Origin of the sequence: Lysinibacillus sp. (assembly GCF_032093475.1) — a bacterium.
GTDB classification, from domain to species: domain Bacteria; phylum Bacillota; class Bacilli; order Bacillales_A; family Planococcaceae; genus Lysinibacillus; species Lysinibacillus irui.
In genome coordinates this window covers 1-19,831 of sequence record NZ_DAMDAY010000001.1, presented here as the reverse complement: position 1 = coordinate 19,831, position 19,831 = coordinate 1, and the positions used below count along the sequence as shown (strand labels likewise).

The window sequence follows — 19,831 nt, the reverse complement described above, 5'->3', positions numbered from 1 at the left end:
TTTACCAGAGCTCGGTGTCGATAAAATTTGCCAAACTACTTTTACAGACTACGTTCTTTCCGCCACTAAATTAAAGCTAAAACTTCAAAATCCGAATGAGCAATTAGAATCGCTTGTTGCTGGAGGAAATCAGGAGCCAACTGCATGGATCGCTGAAATGAAAGGCTCTCTTTATTATCGTGATGTCATCGAACGTTACATTCAAAAGCTAGAACAGGAGATTGCAGAGCAATTTGAAGATGTATATATTGAAAAATACTGTATCATGCGTGCTTCCCATTTAAAGAAGCTGTTTTTATATGAGTTTTCTTATATGCCTATCGAAAAACGCCTTGCCCATATTAAGAAGGTGTTAACAAGCCATGTCCGTCAAAAAAAACAAGTTGTCCTAGCAACACTTCATAAAAAGTATGATGAAGCATTGGGTAAAGCTTTAAATGGTATTCGGGATGATGAAAAACGACGACGGGTTGTTACTAAATTTATCGATGAACGCGATGAACGTATTCCAGCTATTGAAAAAGAAACGAAAACCACTGCAACGGCATATATGCGACGTTTTACTAAACATAATATCAAGACACTCTATCGCACCCTTCTCACTGATGCAGAACTTTTAGCAGAGCTGGCTCCTGAATGGCATTATCTCGAACAACAACAATTTTTACAGGCACACCGGAAAGAACATTGGGCACTTGAAGATTTGGCTGCACTATACTATTTACAAGCCCGTCTAAAAGGCATCCCAGATGAATGGAAAATGCGTGTTGTCTTTATCGATGAGGTACAAGATTATAGTTTATTCCAGCTTGCTGCTTTAAAAACAGGTCTCGATACAGATATGTTTACAATGGTTGGTGATTTAGCCCAAGGGATTCACAGCTATCGTTCATTAACAGCTTGGGAGCCTGTACAAAGCTTGTTTCCACGTGCAAGTTTCCGAACATTACAAAAAAGCTACCGAACAACCATCGAAATTATGGAAGTAGCTAACCAAATATTAGTGCAAATGAGTGAACAGCTTCCTTTGGTAGAGCCAGTTGTTCGTCACGGTAATGTACCAAGTTTTATTCAAGCTGATCATTTCGATGCTTTAAAAATTAAAGAGATCTTTGAAGCTATTCGTCAAAATGGTCATCGTTCCATCGCTTTAATTTGCAAAACTACAGCTGAAGCTATCACAATGTATCAGACATTAAAAATGAGCGATATTGCCTCACAGCTCCTAACTGAAAACGAATCGATTAATCAGGAAATGTTGCTTGTTGTACCAAGTCATCTAGCTAAAGGACTTGAATTTGATGCAGTGATTGTAGCTGCATTTGATACACCTTTCTATGATACGCCAATTGATCGAAAGCTACTTTACGTAGCACTTACACGAGCAATGCATGAGCTGTACTTAATAGGCCCATCCAAAAATACATTTTTATTAGAAAATTAAAAAGTCGCTAGAAGGCGACTTTTTTATCGATCATCAATTTCTTGGTGGTAATCTATAAAACTTCCCTTTCGATAAATAAGCTTTTACTACTTTCCACCATGAACTAGGGGCTTCCTTTGGAGGAGACTTCTTTTTAGGCAATGCTGGCATGCGCATGATCACGACTCCTTTCTTAAAGCTTATTAATATTATATGAAGATAGTAGGTAATTATGCTAAAAAAGAGCGATGAGTTGATGTTTACTAACACTCATCGCCCTTTTTCCTATTGTTTTACATAATAATCAATTTGTTGTGCCTTCATAAAACCAGCCTTTTCATAGACAGATAGTGCTTTTTTATTGTCGATTTCTACGTCGAGCATGACAAATTTTGCGCCAACTTTACTCGCATAATCCTTTGAAAAAGAAAGAAGTGCCGTTCCAATACCTTGTCCTTCATAATTAGGATGAACAGCAAGAGCAGTTACCCACTGGATTTCATTTTCCTTAGCTGTCGTTACAGTTCCAACCATATCACCATCTCGATAGGCAACCCAAAGTTTTCGTCCATTAGTAGTAGTGTTAAAAGCAATGAGTTCCTTAGATTCTTCCGGTAAATCGCCAAACGCCTCACCATAAATAGAGATTAGTTCTGCCTCCTCACCATCATAAGGTTGAATGTTAATATCATTTTGTAACGCTACTGGTTCTGCTTTAGTCTCTAAGGTTGCTTCTGAAAAACTGTAAGCAAACCCTTTTTGTTCAATGAATGTATGCCCAAAAGGAGAGCCATCAATTACGACTGCTAATTGTCCCTCTGCTCCTCTTTCCTCTAGTCCCACTTGGATACTCTCAACTAATGCCGTTCCAATACCTTTTTGTCGATAGGCAGGTGTCACCACTAATGACCATTCGTATGTATGAAGCCCAATTAAATCAATGGCACTTGCAGCACCAACTAACAAATCTTTATCATCCTCGTACGCCAATACCATAAAACCCTTTGATTCGAAAGAGCTGGCCATAGGCACATTCATAATGGTTTCGTATACTCGATAATCATGAACTGTTGCTTCTTCACATAATAATTTTACTTCCTTCAATGTTTCTCCATCTAATGGGAAAGACACCCTCATCACTGAAATATTCATCTTTAACTCCGTTCCTATGTCAGACTATTGCCCTATTGTAGCAAGAATGAAAATAAACTGGCAACAAAATATATTAATACCGCTGTTAATCAGAATTTTACTTCAAAAACCGGAATAATAAAAGGATTTATACTATAAAAGTTCAATGAAATGACTGAAATTTACTAGAAATCATAGATATAAAATAATATACTTATTTCACAAAATTAGAGATATTTAATCTTTTTTCTTAGTTACTTTTAAGCTATACAATCATTCATACTATATAATAATTTACATTTATTATACCATTTATTCAAATTAATAACATTTGTAATTCAACTAACAAGAGGCTAAATGGATATCAATTAAAGAAAAAACCAAACTATTGTGGGAAATGTCCAATTTAGTGTCCCGTAATAGTTTGGTTTTTCTGTTTTTATTCATTTATTTACGTTAACTTATTCTTCAAGATGATGGGAGGATGAATGAAGCATTTGTGCATAAAGACCACCAGATTCGATCAGTTTTTGCTGAGGTCCTGCTTCAACCAACTCGCCTTTATGCATAACTAAAACTAAATCGGCATTATGCACAGTATTTAAACGATGGGCAATAACGAAACTTGTGCGTCCTTGCATTAATGTATCAAGCGCCTCTTGTATTGCCATTTCTGTTACAGTATCGATACTACTTGTTGCCTCATCCAATAGCAAAATTTTCGGGTCAGCAATAAGTGCTCTCGCTATAGAAAGCAATTGCTTTTGACCTTGTGATATCTCGCGTCCATCTGCAGCAAGAACTGTTTCATAGCCATCTTTGAGCTTCATGATAAAATCATGGGCGTTAGCTCGCTTGGCAGCTTCTTCAATCTCTGCATCACTGGCATCTAGCCGACCATAACGAATGTTTTCACGCACAGAAGCCTCAAATAAAAACGGGTCCTGCAAAACAAAAGCCATCTGAGAACGTAAGGATTGTCGATCTATTTGCTGCACATTTATGCCATCAAATAATACTTCACCTTTTGTTACCTCATAAAACCGTGCAATAAGTTGAAGAATTGTCGTTTTCCCAGCTCCTGTTGCACCAACCAGCGCTACCGATTGTCCTGGCTCCACTTTAAAATCAACATCCTTTAATGTATAAGCTTCCTCTTCTTGTTCGTATTTAAAGAACACATGCTTAAATGCCACATGCCCCAATAACTGATGCTTTTGAGCTGAAACAGTTTCCTCTTCTTGTTGTTCGTCAAGTAAGGCAAATACTCGTTCTGCGCCTGCAATAGCAGATAGTACCGTATTAAATTGGTTTGCTAAATCATTCAATGGACGTGTAAATTGCCTAGCATATTCAGTAAATATAACAATAACACCTATCGATACATGCCCGTATAGTGCGAGCACTCCCCCTATGCCTGCTACAATGGTAAAGCTCATATTATTTAAGAAGTTCATCACCTTTGGGATATAACCAGAGTAAGTCTGTGCCCAAAAACCTGTTCTTCTTAGACGCAAGCTTTTTTCACGGAACTCCGCTTTCATTCGTTCCTCTTGTGAGAAAGCCTTAACAATCCTCTGCCCCGAAATAGTTTCTTCTATCATGCCATTCAAGGCTCCAAGAGCGGCTTGCTGCTCTTTAAATAAGGGCGCTGTCCTTCGTGTAATCCAACGCATGGCCCAAAACATAAGTGGAATAATTGTCATCGTCAGTACTGTCAGCAATGGGCTTAAACTGAGCATAATAATAACGGTTCCACCAAGCGTAAGTATGCTTGAAAACACTTGGATAAAAGAACTGTTTAATGTGGAGCTAACAGCTTCAATGTCATTTGTCATCCGACTCATTAATTCGCCATGCTGACGGCGATCAAAGAATGCAATGGGCAATCGTTGAAAATGAGCAAATACACTTGTTCGCAGTCTATATATCGTTTGCTGCGCAATCCCGATCATCCAATAATTTTGTAGGAAGAGTGAGACAGCTAACAAGGCATAAATACCAATTAAAAAGCCAATCCCCTTTCCTAGTCCAGAAAGCTTGCCGTGCATAACATAGTGATCGATCATTTGACCAATTAAATAGGGGCCAGCCAAAGCTAACACCGAACTAATCATCACTAGTAGAAGTACTACGATGAGGAGTGCTCGTTGTTCATCAACAATTTTCCATAATCGCAGCAATGTACTTTTCCAATCAGATGCACGAGGTCCCTTTTTTTTCTGCACAACCTGCTTCAAATCATCCTTTGTCAATATCGGCTCATAGCCAAAAGGTTTCTGGAAAAATCCCATTAATCCTCCACCTCCTGTTGAGAGATTGCAATTTTTTTATAGAGTGTTGACTTTTGTAAAAGCTCTTCATGTGTGCCATATCCAACTACTTTTCCCGCATCGATTAGTAAAATGCGGTCTGCACCTTTAGCCGTACGTATTTTTTGCGTGACAACAAGCATTGTTGCCCTCTCTTCACTCAATGCTTCCCATAATGATTGTTCGGTTTTTACATCTAGGGCACTTGTGCTATCATCAAGCATTAAAATATGTCCTTTTCTCAAAAGGGCTCTAGCAATCGATAGCCTTTGTTTTTGTCCTCCCGATAAATTGACACCTTTTTGTCCCACCTTGGTATCATAGCCATTTGGAAAATCTTCAACAGACGCATGTATTTGTGCCTGCATAGTGGCCTGTAATACAGCATCCATTTCGGCCTCTACATTTCCCCAACGTACATTATCAGCAATACTTCCAGTAAACAATAACGATTGCTGTGGAACATAGCCAATGATTTCGCGTAGCTCTTGCAATTCCCAGTGTTGAACATCCTGCCCTTCTACCAATATTCTTCCGTGCGTTACTTCATAAAAACGAGGAATAAGCTGCAACAATGTTGATTTTCCAGCACCAGTCGCCCCCATAATCGCTAATTTTTCACCGGACTTAACTTGGAAGCTCACATCTGACAGGACAGGTGCATCTCCCCCCGGATAAGTAAAACTGACATGTTCAAACATTAACTCCCCATAGCGCGAAGGATGACCTACCTCCTCAGAAAGTGACGTATCTTCTACTTCATTTTCCATAGAAAGGACTTCTGCCATTCGTTCTGCAGAAGCTTTCGCTCGTGCATAAAAAATAATAATAAATGCAAACATTGAAAATGAGCCAGTCATACGCATCGCATAATTGACAATAGCTACAATATCGCCAAGCGGTGTAGTTCCTGACGCAATTTGCTTTGTACCAAACCATAAGACTGCGAGCAGACTCATGTTCATAATGAATAATAGTACGGGCATAATATATTCCATTATTCGTAACGCTTTTACAGTATCTATTTTTAAGCGAGAAGCAACCTCATCAAAGCGCGTAGCTTCATACGTTCCTCGTAAATAAGCCTTCACTAATCGAATTGCCTGTAAGTTTTCCTGTAAAACCCTATTTAAACGGTCGACTCTCTTCTGTACCCGTCCAAAATATGAAACACCTTTGGCCACCATAAAAATTAGAAAAACAAAGATTATGGGTGCACCAATAACTAAAAATAATGCCAGCTTTGCATTCACAACAAATGCCATTATAATGCTGCCTATAACAGCAAGTGGTGCTCGGAGCATAATACGTAAGCTCATAAATAGCACCGTTTGTACCTGAGTAACATCATTCGTTAATCTTGTAATAAGAGAAGCAGTAGAAAATTTTTGATAGGTTGCTAGCGTAAAGGATTGTATCTTATCAAACATGGCATTTCTTAGGTCATAAGAAAAGCTTTGAGCTGTATGGGATGAAAAATATGAATTGATGATTCCTGCCATAAAGGCAGTAAATGATAAAGCAAGTAAAACAGCCCCCCATTGCATAATCATCCCTTGATTTTGAGCCCGTACTCCTTCATCAATAATTTTTGCCATAATGAGGGGTTGCACAAGCTCAACAAATAATTCTAAAAGCATTAAAAATAAAGCAAAGATGGCTGTCCATTTATATGGCTTTACATAGGAAAAAACTTCTTTCATATTCTTTCCCCCTTGTTGTAAGAATCAACTTTATTATAGTTAAAAACTCCTAACTTCATAATAGATTTATGCTTTTTCACCCGCTACTGAAAGCCAAGTTACACAAACAAGCATAACGAATACTCCAATTAATTGCCAGAAACCTAAAGAGGTGCCGAATACAATAACTGAAATAATCATTGCTGTTAGTGGTTCGATACTGGAGAGAATACTCGTTTCAACTGCCGTAATATATTTCATACTACTTAAAAACAAAATAAAGGCTACTGTCCCAAAAAAAATTAAAGCAGCTAATAATATGAGGATTTTAAAATCTGTTAAAACACCCCATTGGTTGGACTGCCAAACACGGCTTACTAAGCCTAATGTGAAGCCACCTACGAGCATTCCCCAACCAACTACTAATAGCACTCCCCACTCCTTCATTAAGCGTGCAGGGTATAATGTGTAAAAGGCAAATGTTAAGCCTACCGCAATCCCCCACAGCAAGGCTTTTGGACTAATTAGCAAACTCTCAAATGAAGCATTCGTTAGTAATAAAAATAACCCTATAAGGGTACCAATAATACCTAATACTTGATATTTTGGTGGCATCTTCTTTAAACTAAGAGAGACATATGCCACAACAAATATAGGCGCTAAAAACTGCAGGAGAGTTGCCAGTACAGCATTACTTTCGTTAATTGCTGCAACAAATGCAAATTGTACACCTAGCATCCCAGCTATACCAAAAATAATAAGCTGTCTGCCCCAAAGTTTTTGCTGCCAAATACCAAAAATATTTTTTCCAGTTAACAATAAATATGTAAGTAGTAATATACCTGCAACCGTTAAACGGATTGTTAACATAAAGGAAACTGTCAACGGTGTATGGTTAAGTAACCACTCCATTAAAGGACCAGTTGCTCCCCATAATATAGCTCCCGAGACAATAAATACTATTCCTTTTAACCGTTTCATACCAATCCTGCTTCCTATAAACGTACTAAAAACTGTTATTTTTCTTCAAATCTTTTCATATATTTCACGAGAAAAGACCCATATTTTTTCATCATCAAATATTTACAATTATATTCATAATGACTAATTCCCGATAATTATCTATAATATTAGTATATATTGATTACCCAAGGAGATCGAATAATCATGAGTCACATGCATAAATCGTTTACGATTGATGAACATTATTTAAATTCACTTCCTTTTCCTGCAATTATCATCAATCAAGATGGACAAGCGACTATCTGGGGAAAGAGCGCTGAACATCTGATTGAATTATCAGTAAATGATGTTAAAGGAAATACTACTCCATCTATACACGAAAATCTACTACGCCAGCTCCCTGTAGAAACATTTCAATCTATTTTACAAAATGAGGACAGCACGTATCTAGATAAAATTACAGTACAGACAACCTCAAATATGGAACTGACGACAGCTTTGCTTACTAAGCCTTTTATAGAAGAAGGAGAGCGCTTTATTCTAATGATATTTATGCTACCAGAATTAATGACAAATGCTGTTTCAGATTGCACTACATTTGTAAATCTCAAGCAAGGTTTAGACGCTACATTCATGACTGTAACACTCGATCAAGATGGTTTTATCTTAGAATGTAATAATGAATTTCTAAAAACAAGCCAATGGACACCTAAGCGTGTTATCGGTAAAACATTTTGGCAATTGTTCCCTGATAATGATGAAAGTGAAAAAGTTAGCAATACTATTTGGCGTAATTTAAACAACGGTCATACGTGGCAAGGGGAAGTTGAAAAAATTACAAAAACGGGACAATCTTATTGGGTACTGCTAACAGCTATCCCTACCTTTAATCTTGAAACAAATGAACAACAATTTTTCTTAATTGAAAAGGATATTACTAAATCGAAGACCATCCAACATCAATTGGAAAAAATCGCTTATATTGATACAGAAACAGGGTTGATGAATGCGCATCGCCTTGAAAAAGTAATTACCACTATGATTGATGACGAAAGACACTTTTCTTTTGTTTATTTAAGTATTGATAAATTCTATACGCTAAAAGAATTACATGATCAACAAATAGAGCAAAGCCTTATTATTGAATTTACAAATCGTATAAAAATGTATTTCCAAGATAGTACGATGGCTCGAATAAATGAAAATGATTTTGTTGTCATCACACCTTTAAGTGAGTGGTTTATTCAAGGCTTTTTATCCTACTTACAGCAGCATCCTATTTATAGCGGCAATATTGCAGTACCAATTTCTATTAGTGGTGGCATCACAAGATACCCAGAAGATCAAACAACATTCTCTCAGCTTATGAAAGCATCTATTGCTACCATTTCTACGGTGCGTGAAGCTGGTGGAGACAAAATTGTTTCCTTATCAACAGCAACACATAAAGCTTTAAATCGTAAAGCTTTAATTGAAAAGCGTTTACTTCAAGCACTAGATCAAAAGAATTTAAAGGTACTCTATCAACCACAAATTGATGTTTATTCTGGGAAAATTACAGCAGTTGAAGCACTCGTACGCTGGGAAGACGAGATAATTGGGGTTGTTTCACCTGACGAGTTAATTCCTATTGCAGAAGAAACAGGTCTGATTAACAACATTGGCTCCTTTATGCTCGAAAAAGCCTGTGAGCAGGCATTGCTTTGGAAAAAAGCTGGACATGATCTAAAAATATCAATTAACTCTTCTGTACGAGAGTTTCGTGATAAAAATATGGCTAAATCCATTCTTGAAATGATCACAAAAACTGGTTGTCCGGCAAATCTACTACAAATTGAAATTACCGAAAAATTTGCTTTAGAAGCCGAAGCTGCAACTTCTATTGCACAACAAATGCGCAAGCTTGAAAACGAAGGCATCTCCTTCATCTTAGATGATTTTGGAACTGGCTATGGTTCATTTAGATATATGCAAATTTTACCAATAGATACTTTGAAAATTGATCAAACATTTACGAATTCACTATTAAAATCTGAAAAGACCCAAAAGCTTATGCACGGTATGGTACAGCTAGGGAAATCTATGGAACTGAAAGTTGTAGCGGAAGGTGTTGAAACCGCTGAGCAAGCTGATTTATTAATTACTTATGGCTGTGACGCAATTCAAGGGTATTATATTAGTAAGCCTGTTACACCAGATGAAATTGAGGATTTACTTAGTAAGCAAAAATAAGTGATTAAGGAGGCTGCGTTGAAAAATAAACGCAGCCTCCTTTTACTTTTTATAGACCTTTTGTAATTTTACCTTACTTGAACGAACTGAACGGAAAATAAGTTGAATAATTACTTCAGCAAAGACAAGTCCAATCACTATCGCACCTGTAATTAAAAATGCCTTTAAGCCATATTGTAAGCCTTGTAAATAATCATCCTCTACCACATTTCTCATGGCATTATAAGCCATACCCCCGGGCACTAACGGTATAATTCCACCTACAATAAAGATAATCATCGGTATTTTAAATCGGCGAGCATATAAATGTGCCACTATAGCAATGACAAACGAGCCAAAGAAAGAAGCTTTGACAACATCCATGCCTTGCTCTGTTAACACAAAATAAATTATCCAGCCAATTACTCCAACAAGACCACAATGAAGGAGTGTTTTTCGAGGAACGTTAAAAATAATGGCAATTCCAGCAGTCGCAAAAAAACTTACAATTATTTGTATAATAATGTCCATCATATCCATATTGTCCGCCTCCTAAAACCCTAGAGTGACGGCAATGGCTGCACCGATGGCAAAGGCTGTTAAAAAGGCCTCTGCTCCCTTTGCCATCCCTGACATAAAATGCCCCGCCATTAAATCACGAACTGCATTGGTTATCAAAATACCTGGTACGAGTGGCATGACAGAACTAATAATTATTTTATCCAATTCATTACCATATCCATACTTTACTGCTAAGAAGGCAACAAAGCCGAGAACAAGTGATGCCGTAAATTCAGAGAAAAATTTAACCCTTGTTAAGTGGTTGATTATCACAAGCACTAGGAAACCTAACCCACCCGCTAAACAAGCTACAGGGAAATCCGACCATCCTCCCTTAAACATAATAAGGAAACAACCGCTTGCAAGTGCAGCTGCTATAACTTGTAAATACGTTGGTAAAAAATAATTTGTTTTTTGTATCGACTTTAGCTCGTCATAAGCTTCTTCTAATGTTATGATGTGAGATGTGAGTCTCCGAGATACTGAATTTACCAAGGCTATTTTTTGCAAATCTGTCATCCTGCTGGAAATTGATGTAATTCTCGTTGGCTGAGTTTTGCCTAACGAAAAAATGATTCCAGTTGGTGTGGCATAACATTGAGCATTCGGCATATTTTGAGAATGTGCCATTCGCAGCATCGTATCCTCCACACGGTATGTTTCTGCACCACTTTCAATCATAATACGCCCTGCAAGTAACAAACAGTCAATTGTAAGTTCAATATCCGCTTCTTGTAAGACCATTACAGCTATCTGCCTCCTTCTAAAGGTTCCTTGCCAATATTATCGAACTGCCAATAAAAACTCAACTGAAAATTTCAGTATTAAATTTTGGCTTTCTTTCAATTTATTTTATTATCGATTAACAATTATTGAGCATGGGTTCTTCTATTTCAGTAGGTATTTTACAATCACTTAAAAAGAAGTACAACTACATATTATTCACTACCTAGAAGAAGGAAAATTGGCGTAAATTAATTTCTATAAATTTACACTAAAAGTTTATAGATTTGTATAACTTTTTTAATGGCTGACACGTCTGATTGTATAGAAAATAAAAAAGAGGGGAGCGTACCCAATACCATGCAGGAACGCAGAAAAAGACGTGGTCCAATAATTGATTTTTTATTACTGGGCCTTATTGTAACTTTAACAACCATTATACTTGTTATTATCCTTTCAAAGGATGAATTTAAGTTTCAAAAGATTAGTGCTTCAAAAGAAACCGATACAGAATCGGTAAATAGTAATTTAACAACAGAAAGTTCTGCGTTTCCAGGTATACGAATTGTTACAGACGTTTCTAATGATAAACGAACACCTTTTGCTATTCACTACCCTCAAACAGATAACGAAGTTTTTAATGATGCCGTATTACAATACATATCGGATTCAAAAGAAAACTATCTAGGATCTATGAAAAAAAATAAAGAAAAGGCAGCGATGGGTGAATTAAATATTAGTCTGGAAACTTTTCCATACCGAGAGCATTATTATTCCTTTGTGCTAACAAAAATGCTGTACCTAGGTGGAGCTAATCATGAAATTTCAACGAAAACATTCTTTATTGATAACGAAACTGGCGAGCAAATTTCGATCCAAACACTCTTGCAAAATGATGAGAACAACTTAACAACATTAGCAGCAAATGTACGGAAAGATTTGCAAAAAAACCTCCAAATAAAGGATGCGCTTTTTCCTGATGAATTATTGAAAGCAACGGAGCCGAAATGGTCGAACTTCAACCGTTTTGCTATTGTCGACGATTCCTTGAAGTTCTATTTCGATGAATATGAGATTGCTAGTGGAGCAGCCGGAGCCCCAATAGTGAAACTACCCCTTTCGCTTATTAATCCATTGTTAGCCTCAGAGTTTCAAATCGCTATGGAAAATGTAAAACCAACAAATCCACCGCCTACAGGTGATCCCAATAAAAAGCGTATAGCATTAACTTTTGATGATGGTCCACACCCAAAAGTAACAGAACAAATATTAAATATCCTTGATAAGTACCAAGCAAAAGCTACCTTCTTTATGCTCGGTAGTCGTGTACAATATTATCCCGATATTGCCAGAGATGTTCTTGCACGTGGTCATGAAATAGGCAACCATTCATGGAATCACCCTGTATTAACAAAGCTTACGCAAGAACAAGTAATGAAAGAGTATAATTCTACAGCTACTGAAATCGAGAAAGCTATTAATCACGGTGCCACAGTTTTTAGGCCACCTTATGGCGCAACGAATGATACGATTAACGCTGAAATTCCTATTCCTGTCGTGTTATGGACAATTGATACATTAGATTGGAAACATCGCAATGCGCAGCAATTACTGCCAAATATTAAAAATAATTTACACAATAATGCCATTGTCCTAATGCATGATATTCATCAATCGACTGCTGATGGACTAGATGCGGTGTTAGCTTATTTACAAGGGCAAGGCTATGAATTCGTGACAGTTTCTGAGATTATGCCCTATCGCCAATAGGATGTATTATTCCCAACAATTAAATTTAAAAAAGTCCAATGAATTTTTAACGGGATTCATTGGACTTTTCTTACTATTTGAATGTTAATGTATCTAATGGCTTAAAGTTATTTAATTGATAGCTCTTTACCTCATTACGCGCTACTGTATACAGTGCGTCATCTATATAGACAACTCGTTGTACAACCTGCTCCCAATTTTCATATGGCTCATTCGTAGAACGATTGATAATATTCCCTTTTAATACGATACCTTTGTCTGCAGTAATTTCGTAAATTTGAGCTCCATGACCTTGGTAAACAATGTCATCCCCTTTACCTGCCTCATACAGCACTACCGGGAAGCCAAAGTAGTTGTATTGCTCATGACGGAAAAGTGCTTTTGGATTGTACTGGACATCAGAGTATGACCCTTTCCCACCAATTTTAACGGTCGACTGCTCTTTCGGGTTACGGTAGTCTGATACATCAAAAAGTGACATCTTCATATTCGTTGTCACAGTAAAATTACGTTTCGTATAAGCATCATAGCGTTGCTCTGTATCATAACCAATGCCAATTAGATGTGTCTCATCTAATGGATGCAGGTAATTACTAAAGCCAGGAATCTTCAATTCTCCAAGTACGGCAGGCTTTTTCGGGTTGGCTACATCGATGACAAACAGAGGATCTACTTGTTTAAATGTCACCACATATGCTTTTTCCCCCATAAAACGTGCAGAATATATTTTTTCTCCAGGTGCCATATCTTTCACTGAACCAAGTGCTTTTAAATGTTCATCTAAAATAAAGAGGTGATTATAGGAAGTACTTTTCTCATCCCATGTATTCCCCTCTGTTGTGAAGATTCGGAAATTGCCTTTGTATTCATCCATTGAATACTGATTTAACACGGTTCCTTTTACTTCCGTACTTCCAGCAAAGTTCAAAGTCGTTCCATCTACATTCCACTTAAAAATTTGAGTGTCTGCTGCTCGTGGTAACCAAATCATGTCCATAGCACGTTTATCTGATGAAGCCGCATGATTGCTTTCATATATTGGAGTCGTTAAATACAGAGCATTTTCCGACATATAAAGACCACTACTACCACCCAGATACCCCTTTGTATTGGCTGTTGTCTTAGCCCCATTTTTTAAATCAACAGCTGTAATTAAACTATAAGTACCATCCATTGTATTAGGTAATATCGAGATTTTCTCTAAAGGTAGACTTTTGTATGCTGTGCCTACCATACTATCAAATGTTTTAGGTTTTAAATCTGCTTTTACATCTTCTTGGAGCATCCAATAATTCGGATACATATTACCAATTAAATATAATGTATCCTTCGTAATGCGAATATCCTGTAAAAAGCCCTCTTGCCCTACATCTCGTACATGCTTTGGATTGCCTGGATTCGAAATATCATAAAAGGAGGCTGTTACCATGGCTGTACCTGCTTTTTCAATATACTCATCCCCAATGGCAATTAATAAATTGTCATATAATGCAAGTTTAGAAATATATCGTGATTCTTTCAGTTTAATGCTCGTAGTCAATTTTAAATTTTTTGGGTCTTTAGCATTCACAACTGTGATGCTTTGATCTTTCGCACTGTAAATAAAGCCCTCTTTTACGACAACAATATCACCCTCTTCTACCCCTTCTACTTGATTATTGGTCGTAGACTCGTTATTAGCTGTTGCATTATCTTCAACCGCTGAACTAGTCGCACTATCTGCTTTTTCTTCCTCTCTAATTCCTACTCTTTGAGTCGACAACAGTTTTTTGAAATATTGTTGTAGTTCTTTTTCAGATTTTACAGCAGTTAACGTCTCTATAATGGTGAATGGAATAACTTGTGATGAGACATTTAATCCCCCCTGTGAGAATGCTTCTTTCTTCACATGTAATTGATAATTACCTGGTTTTAATTTCTTTACAACTAATGTTTTCTGATCTTCTAGCAATTCAATTGTTGCGGGTACTTTTTGACCTATTTCTGTTGTAATAAAGACATAGTCTTTAGTTATCTTGTTTTTCTTTAAAGCAACTGAAAAAGATGCTTGCCAGCTTTGCTCGGCCATACTTGTGCTTGCTGCCTTTGCAGTAACATCTGTAGTAATCGTCCATGTGAAAATGCCAGGCACGATAGCTAGAACGACAATCAGCATAATTGCCAACCACTTACTTTTCATCATTTTTCCTTCCCTTCATATACTTGTTTACCAATTAGACTAGCAAAAGGTTGGAAAGTTACATTTTTCTGAAATTTTTTAACAGGGGCTTCACACAAAAAAAAAGACGAGAGGGAATAATTCCCCTCTCGTTCTATTCTTCAAATGGCCATTTAGGCAACATTTTAGTTAACGGCTTATCTAGACGTTTGCCTAAAACATAATCAGCCTGCATAATGGTATGAATCTCACGCGTTCCTTCATAAATAACAGGTGCTTTTGAGTTTCGTAAATAACGAGCCACAGGATATTCGTCTGAATAACCATACGCACCATGAATTTGTACCGCATCATCTGCAGCCTTATTAGCAAAATCACAAGCCTGCCATTTTGCTAAAGATGTCTCTCTTGTATTTCGAACACCTTTGTTTTTTAATTCTCCAACGCGGTAGACAAGAAGTCGGCTCATTTGATAGCCAGCTTCCATATTAGCAAGCATTCGCCCAACGAGCTGGTGCTCTCCTATTGGCTTGCCAAATGTTTCTCGTTCATGACAGTATTTCACACTAGCTTCTATACAGGCTTGGATTAAACCAACTGCACCAGCCGCTACCGTAAAACGACCATTATCTAACGCAGACATGGCAATTTTGAAACCTTCACCCTCTTCGCCAAGACGGTTTTCTATTGGTACACGTAAATCTTCAAAAAAGAGCTCACCTGTATTACCAGCGCGAATACCATACTTACCTTTAATCGCTTTTGATGTAAAGCCAGCCATAGAACGCTCTACAATGAAGGCACTAATACCATGATGTTTTTTCGCTTTGTCTGTATAAGCAAAAACGATAAAGTGATCTGCAATATCACATAAGGAAATCCATGTTTTTTGTCCATTGAGGACATAATGATCACCATCACGGACAGCCGTTGTAGACATAGCAGCTACATCAGATCCAGCGCCTGGCTCTGTAAGACCAAATGCTCCAATACGAACACCTTTTGCCTGTGGAACAAGGTATCGCTGCTTTTGATCTTCAGTCCCCCACTGCATAAGGGTCATGCTATTTAATCCTGTATGGACGGATACGGCTGTGCGAAACGCCGTATCTCCACGTTCAAGCTCCTCACAAACGATGGCAAGAGCGTTATAATCCATACCACTTCCACCATATTGTTCAGGTACACAAACTCCCATTAAGCCAAGTTCTGCAAGTCTCGACCAAATCTTAGCATCAAAGCCGCCTGCCGCGTCCCATTTTGCAATATAGGGGATGATTTCCTCATCAACAAACTGTCTTACTGTTTTTCGTAGCATTTCTTGCTCACTGGACATTTCAAAGTTCATGGTTAGCACCTACCATTTCACAATCATTGCAGACTTATGAGATGTCTCTTTAATCACTACGCCACGTTTAGCCATCTCTTCAATATACGTAGCACCGGGCACTATAGCTTCAGGTGCGAATACACCATGTTCTGTAATAGCACCTGCACCAATCATTTGAGCTACAACCGAAATGGTATTAGCGGTTGCACGTGCCATTGCCGTTTCATTGATGGTCATATCCTTACGTACAACCATTTCATATTCATATGTCACTTGTTGCTGTGCTTTTTCACCAGCTACAATAACACGTAATAGTACAGCATCTGGTTTTGTTCCCAGTTCAAGTTTCTTTTTAAGTGCTTCTCGTACTACTGCGCGGACAGGTACTTCTTGATTATCCACTTCTACCTTATTTGCTGAATCAAGGAATCCTAAGTCAGCTAAAAGTTTAAACTTCTCTGCATGGCCTTTATAGCGGATTGTTTTATATTCTAGTGTGCGGACATTTGGGAATGTCTTATACAAAGTGGAGATGCCTCCAGATGTATAAAATGCCTCAAGCACACCGAAACCATCAAAATAAATAGGTTCAACGCCTGATAGGGATGGAACTTCTTCAAGCTTGCCCTTCTGAATTGTTTTGGAAGGCTCAGTATAATGATCGAATACGCCGTCTAAAGAAAATACACGTGTATAATGGAGTGGAGGTTTTGGCTCAGTTGGAATACCACCTACAAATAGTTTAATAGATTCGACCTCATCTAATTTCGAGGCACCATACCCCGCTAGAATATTGACCATGCCTGGAGCAACACCTAGGTCAGGAATGATTGTAACACCTTTTGCCTTGGCTTCCTCATGTAGATCCAATATCTTCTCTGTAACGCCACCGATATGACCACCTAAGTCGACGGAATGTACACCTGCCTCAATGGCTGCTCTTGCTACTCGCTCATTGAACGAATAAAACAATGCATTGACGGCAACATCACCCTTCGAAATAACGTCCATTAACGAATCGTCACGTTCTGCGTGTAGCTCTACAACCTCAACCTTATTTGTATCTAGTGTGTCTACAAAATCCTGTGCAACTTTTACATCGATATCCCCTAAATACACACGCTCAACTTTATCGTTTTTTATTAAATCACGAGCTACCTCTTTACCCATTAAACCTGCACCTAATACAACAACTTTCATCAAGAACATCCCCTTTCGTTGATCTGTTACTCTGTATCGATTTGTGCTCTTTGTAATTTACCGCTGTAGTCTACATAAATACTCTTCCATTCTGTGTATACATCCAGAGCTGCTACACCTGAATCACGGTGACCATTTCCAGTCCCTTTTGTGCCTCCAAAAGGTAAATGGATTTCAGCACCTGTTGTGCCGGCATTTACATAAACAATACCTGTGTCTAAGTCACGCTGTGCGCGGAAAATTGTATTCACATCTTGCGAGAAAATTGAGCTGGATAAGCCAAATTTCACGCCATTATTTACTTCAATTGCTTCTTCTAAATTTGCCACTTCAATCAAAGAAACGACTGGACCAAAGATTTCTTCTTGGGCAATAATCATATCAGGTTTCACATTCGTAAACAGTGTTGGCTCATAATAGAATCCTTTATCGTAAGGTGGTTCATTTAATATTCTGCCCCCTGCTAATAATGTGGCACCCTCTTGTTTGCCTATTTGCACATAGTGATTTATTTTTTCCAGTGCAGCTTTATTAATTACTGGTCCTATTTTAACGCCCATATCTAAACCGTCCCCAATGGTTAGCTTTTGCATTTCATCTAAGAGACGCTTTTCTAATTGTTCTTTTACATCTTTATGCACAATCACTCGGCTACATGCTGTACATCTTTGTCCAGCAGTACCAAATGCACTCCATAAAATCCCTTCTGTAGCTAGCTGTAGATCAGCATCATTCATAACAATGACTGCATTTTTTCCACCCATCTCTAAAGAAATCTTTTTTAAATGCTTGCCACCAAGCTCAGCTACTTTACTACCCGTTGTAGTAGAACCTGTAAAGGAAATAACCTTGACGTCAGGATGTTCAATTAAAGCCGTCCCTACTGTAGGACCTGTACCAAACACAATATTAGCTACACCATCTGGCAAGCCTACCTCTTCAAAAATTTTGCCCATTTCGTAGGCCATCATTGGTGTTTCGTTCGATGGTTTCCAAATGAATGTATTTCCCGCAACGATGGCAGGAAATGACTTCCACGTAGCAATTGCTACTGGGAAATTCCACGGTGTAATAAGTGCAACAACACCAATTGGTGCTCTTACACTCATGGCAAATTTATTGGCAAGCTCAGAAGGTGTTGTTTCACCAAACAATCTTCGACCTTCACCCGCCATATAGTAAGCCATATCAATTCCTTCTTGCACTTCTCCTCTAGCCTCTTCGATTACCTTGCCCATCTCTTTTGTTAAAACGGTCGCCAAATATTCCTTTTTTTCTTTCATTTTTTGACCGATGGCATATAAATAGTCTGCACGTTTTGGTGCTGGTATAAGTGCCCAGCTTTTTTGTGCTTGCTTAGCAGCAGCAACTGCCTCATCTACCTCATTTGAAGTTGAGCGTGGTATAGTTGCAAGCTGCTCACCATTTGCAGGGTTCGTCACTGCTATACTTTGTAAATGTGAATGTGTGACCCATTTACCACCGATATAGTTTTTAATCTCCACTACATACACCCCCTGAAATACTCTATGATGCCTCGGCTATTGTACCAGTCGTATTCCATAGGTACAGAGTCTATAAATGTAAACAGAATTAGTTTTCCTGGGCGATTACGTCCGGATTTTGAATTGTCTTATTATACAATTCCTTTGAAAATCCGATTCTTCTGCCAGAGCTTTATCTTCAGACTAAATCCATAGTGAAAAAATCGACTTATTACATCGGTGATCCACCATCCACAGAGGAGGTGTTTTCCACTGTGCGAAGATAAAATATGTCAAAATTCCGAATTTTCAATATACATTGCACCTTGTAATACTATTATTTACATAATGATCAGTGACAACTGCCAGAGGCCTTATTTCCACTTAACTTTAATCCCTCCATTGAGAGGATGACTTCTAATAATAGAAGTCTTTAAGGTTATGTATATTCACAACACCCTTAGTTAAATGAAAATAAATAATACACATTCTAGTTTTTTATATTCGACATTTTCTAGTTAATTTCCTTTTTTTCTAAAATATTTAATTTCTAATTGAAACCATTGTGTCTTATAATCGTATACAATATCAATAAATTTACTTTTGGAGGAATTCCTTTATGAATAATCATGAAATTGACTACAAGTTATTTGGTGACGACATGCAATATGTGCAAGTTGAGCTTGATCCACAAGAAACAGTTGTTGCAGAAGCAGGGGCATTAATGATGATGGATGACTCTATCCATATGGAAACTATTTTTGGCGATGGTTCAAGTGGTGGCCAGCAAAGTGGTCTAATGGGGAAATTACTAGGTGCTGGAAAGCGACTTATTACAGGTGAAAGCTTATTCATGACGACATTCACAAATGTTGGCTCAGGT

At 37.8% G+C, this 19,831-nt stretch carries 14 protein-coding genes; 4 read left to right on the top strand and 10 right to left on the bottom strand.

The genetic code is table 11. From position 1 onward, the window contains the following. Positions 1-1,444: HelD family protein (locus tag RT445_RS00070; protein WP_313469212.1), on the top strand; the 1,444-nt coding region annotated here is incomplete at its 5' end. A 264-nt stretch (positions 1,445-1,708) separates the two neighbouring features. Here the strand turns inward: RT445_RS00070 and RT445_RS00065 are convergent. The 4 genes from RT445_RS00065 to RT445_RS00050 all read right to left on the bottom strand — a co-directional run bounded on the left by RT445_RS00065 (position 1,709) and on the right by RT445_RS00050 (position 7,529). Further along, positions 1,709-2,575 (bottom strand): GNAT family N-acetyltransferase, encoded by an 867-nt coding sequence (locus RT445_RS00065; RefSeq protein WP_313469210.1) that lies wholly within the window; start codon positions 2,573-2,575, stop codon positions 1,709-1,711. A 440-nt stretch (positions 2,576-3,015) separates the two neighbouring features. Then, on the bottom strand, positions 3,016-4,848 hold the full coding sequence (locus RT445_RS00060; RefSeq protein ID WP_312505089.1) for an ABC transporter ATP-binding protein: 1,833 nt from the start codon (positions 4,846-4,848) through the stop codon (positions 3,016-3,018). Further along, a complete protein-coding gene (locus RT445_RS00055; protein WP_312505091.1) occupies positions 4,848-6,569 on the bottom strand; it encodes an ABC transporter ATP-binding protein in 1,722 nt (573 codons plus the stop codon). Before RT445_RS00055 ends, RT445_RS00060 begins: the two co-directional genes overlap by 1 nt. A 66-nt stretch (positions 6,570-6,635) precedes the next feature. Further along, positions 6,636-7,529, bottom strand: a complete 894-nt coding sequence (locus tag RT445_RS00050; protein WP_274795423.1) for a DMT family transporter — start codon at positions 7,527-7,529, stop codon at positions 6,636-6,638. A 186-nt stretch (positions 7,530-7,715) separates the two neighbouring features. Here RT445_RS00050 and RT445_RS00045 point away from each other — a divergent pair, with 186 nt between their 5' ends. Further along, positions 7,716-9,743, top strand: coding sequence for an EAL domain-containing protein (locus RT445_RS00045; RefSeq protein WP_312505094.1), 2,028 nt, complete (start codon positions 7,716-7,718; stop codon positions 9,741-9,743). Between the two features lie 42 nt (positions 9,744-9,785). Here the strand turns inward: RT445_RS00045 and RT445_RS00040 are convergent, their stop codons facing one another. Together RT445_RS00040 and RT445_RS00035 are read right to left on the bottom strand one after the other, a co-directional pair. Continuing rightward, the gene (locus RT445_RS00040; protein ID WP_274797256.1) at positions 9,786-10,253 is read right to left on the bottom strand and encodes a threonine/serine exporter family protein; all 468 of its coding nucleotides are present in this window, start codon (positions 10,251-10,253) and stop codon (positions 9,786-9,788) included. 21 nt (positions 10,254-10,274) lie between these two features. Then, a complete protein-coding gene (locus tag RT445_RS00035) occupies positions 10,275-11,027 on the bottom strand; it encodes a threonine/serine exporter family protein (RefSeq protein ID WP_312505096.1) in 753 nt (250 codons plus the stop codon). A 339-nt stretch (positions 11,028-11,366) separates the two neighbouring features. Here RT445_RS00035 and RT445_RS00030 point away from each other — a divergent pair, with 339 nt between their 5' ends. After that, a complete protein-coding gene (locus tag RT445_RS00030; RefSeq protein ID WP_274795419.1) occupies positions 11,367-12,776 on the top strand; it encodes a polysaccharide deacetylase family protein in 1,410 nt (469 codons plus the stop codon). A 73-nt stretch (positions 12,777-12,849) separates the two neighbouring features. On the opposite strand, the gene RT445_RS00025 is transcribed toward RT445_RS00030, so the two are convergent. The 4 genes from RT445_RS00025 to RT445_RS00010 all read right to left on the bottom strand — a co-directional run bounded on the left by RT445_RS00025 (position 12,850) and on the right by RT445_RS00010 (position 18,969). Beyond that, on the bottom strand, positions 12,850-14,955 hold the full coding sequence (locus RT445_RS00025; RefSeq protein WP_312505099.1) for a beta-propeller domain-containing protein: 2,106 nt from the start codon (positions 14,953-14,955) through the stop codon (positions 12,850-12,852). 133 nt (positions 14,956-15,088) lie between these two features. Beyond that, positions 15,089-16,282, bottom strand: coding sequence for an acyl-CoA dehydrogenase family protein (locus tag RT445_RS00020; RefSeq protein ID WP_274795416.1), 1,194 nt, complete (start codon positions 16,280-16,282; stop codon positions 15,089-15,091). A 9-nt stretch (positions 16,283-16,291) separates the two neighbouring features. Next, positions 16,292-17,464 carry a saccharopine dehydrogenase family protein gene (locus tag RT445_RS00015; RefSeq protein WP_274795415.1) on the bottom strand — a complete coding sequence of 391 codons (1,173 nt, stop codon included), beginning with the start codon at positions 17,462-17,464 and terminating at the stop codon, positions 16,292-16,294. 26 nt (positions 17,465-17,490) lie between these two features. Beyond that, on the bottom strand, positions 17,491-18,969 hold the full coding sequence (locus RT445_RS00010; protein ID WP_274795414.1) for an aldehyde dehydrogenase family protein: 1,479 nt from the start codon (positions 18,967-18,969) through the stop codon (positions 17,491-17,493). Positions 18,970-19,567: 598 nt separating this feature from the next. Here RT445_RS00010 and RT445_RS00005 point away from each other — a divergent pair. Continuing rightward, positions 19,568-19,831 (top strand): AIM24 family protein (locus RT445_RS00005; protein ID WP_313469205.1); only part of this gene is annotated, 264 nt, incomplete at its 3' end.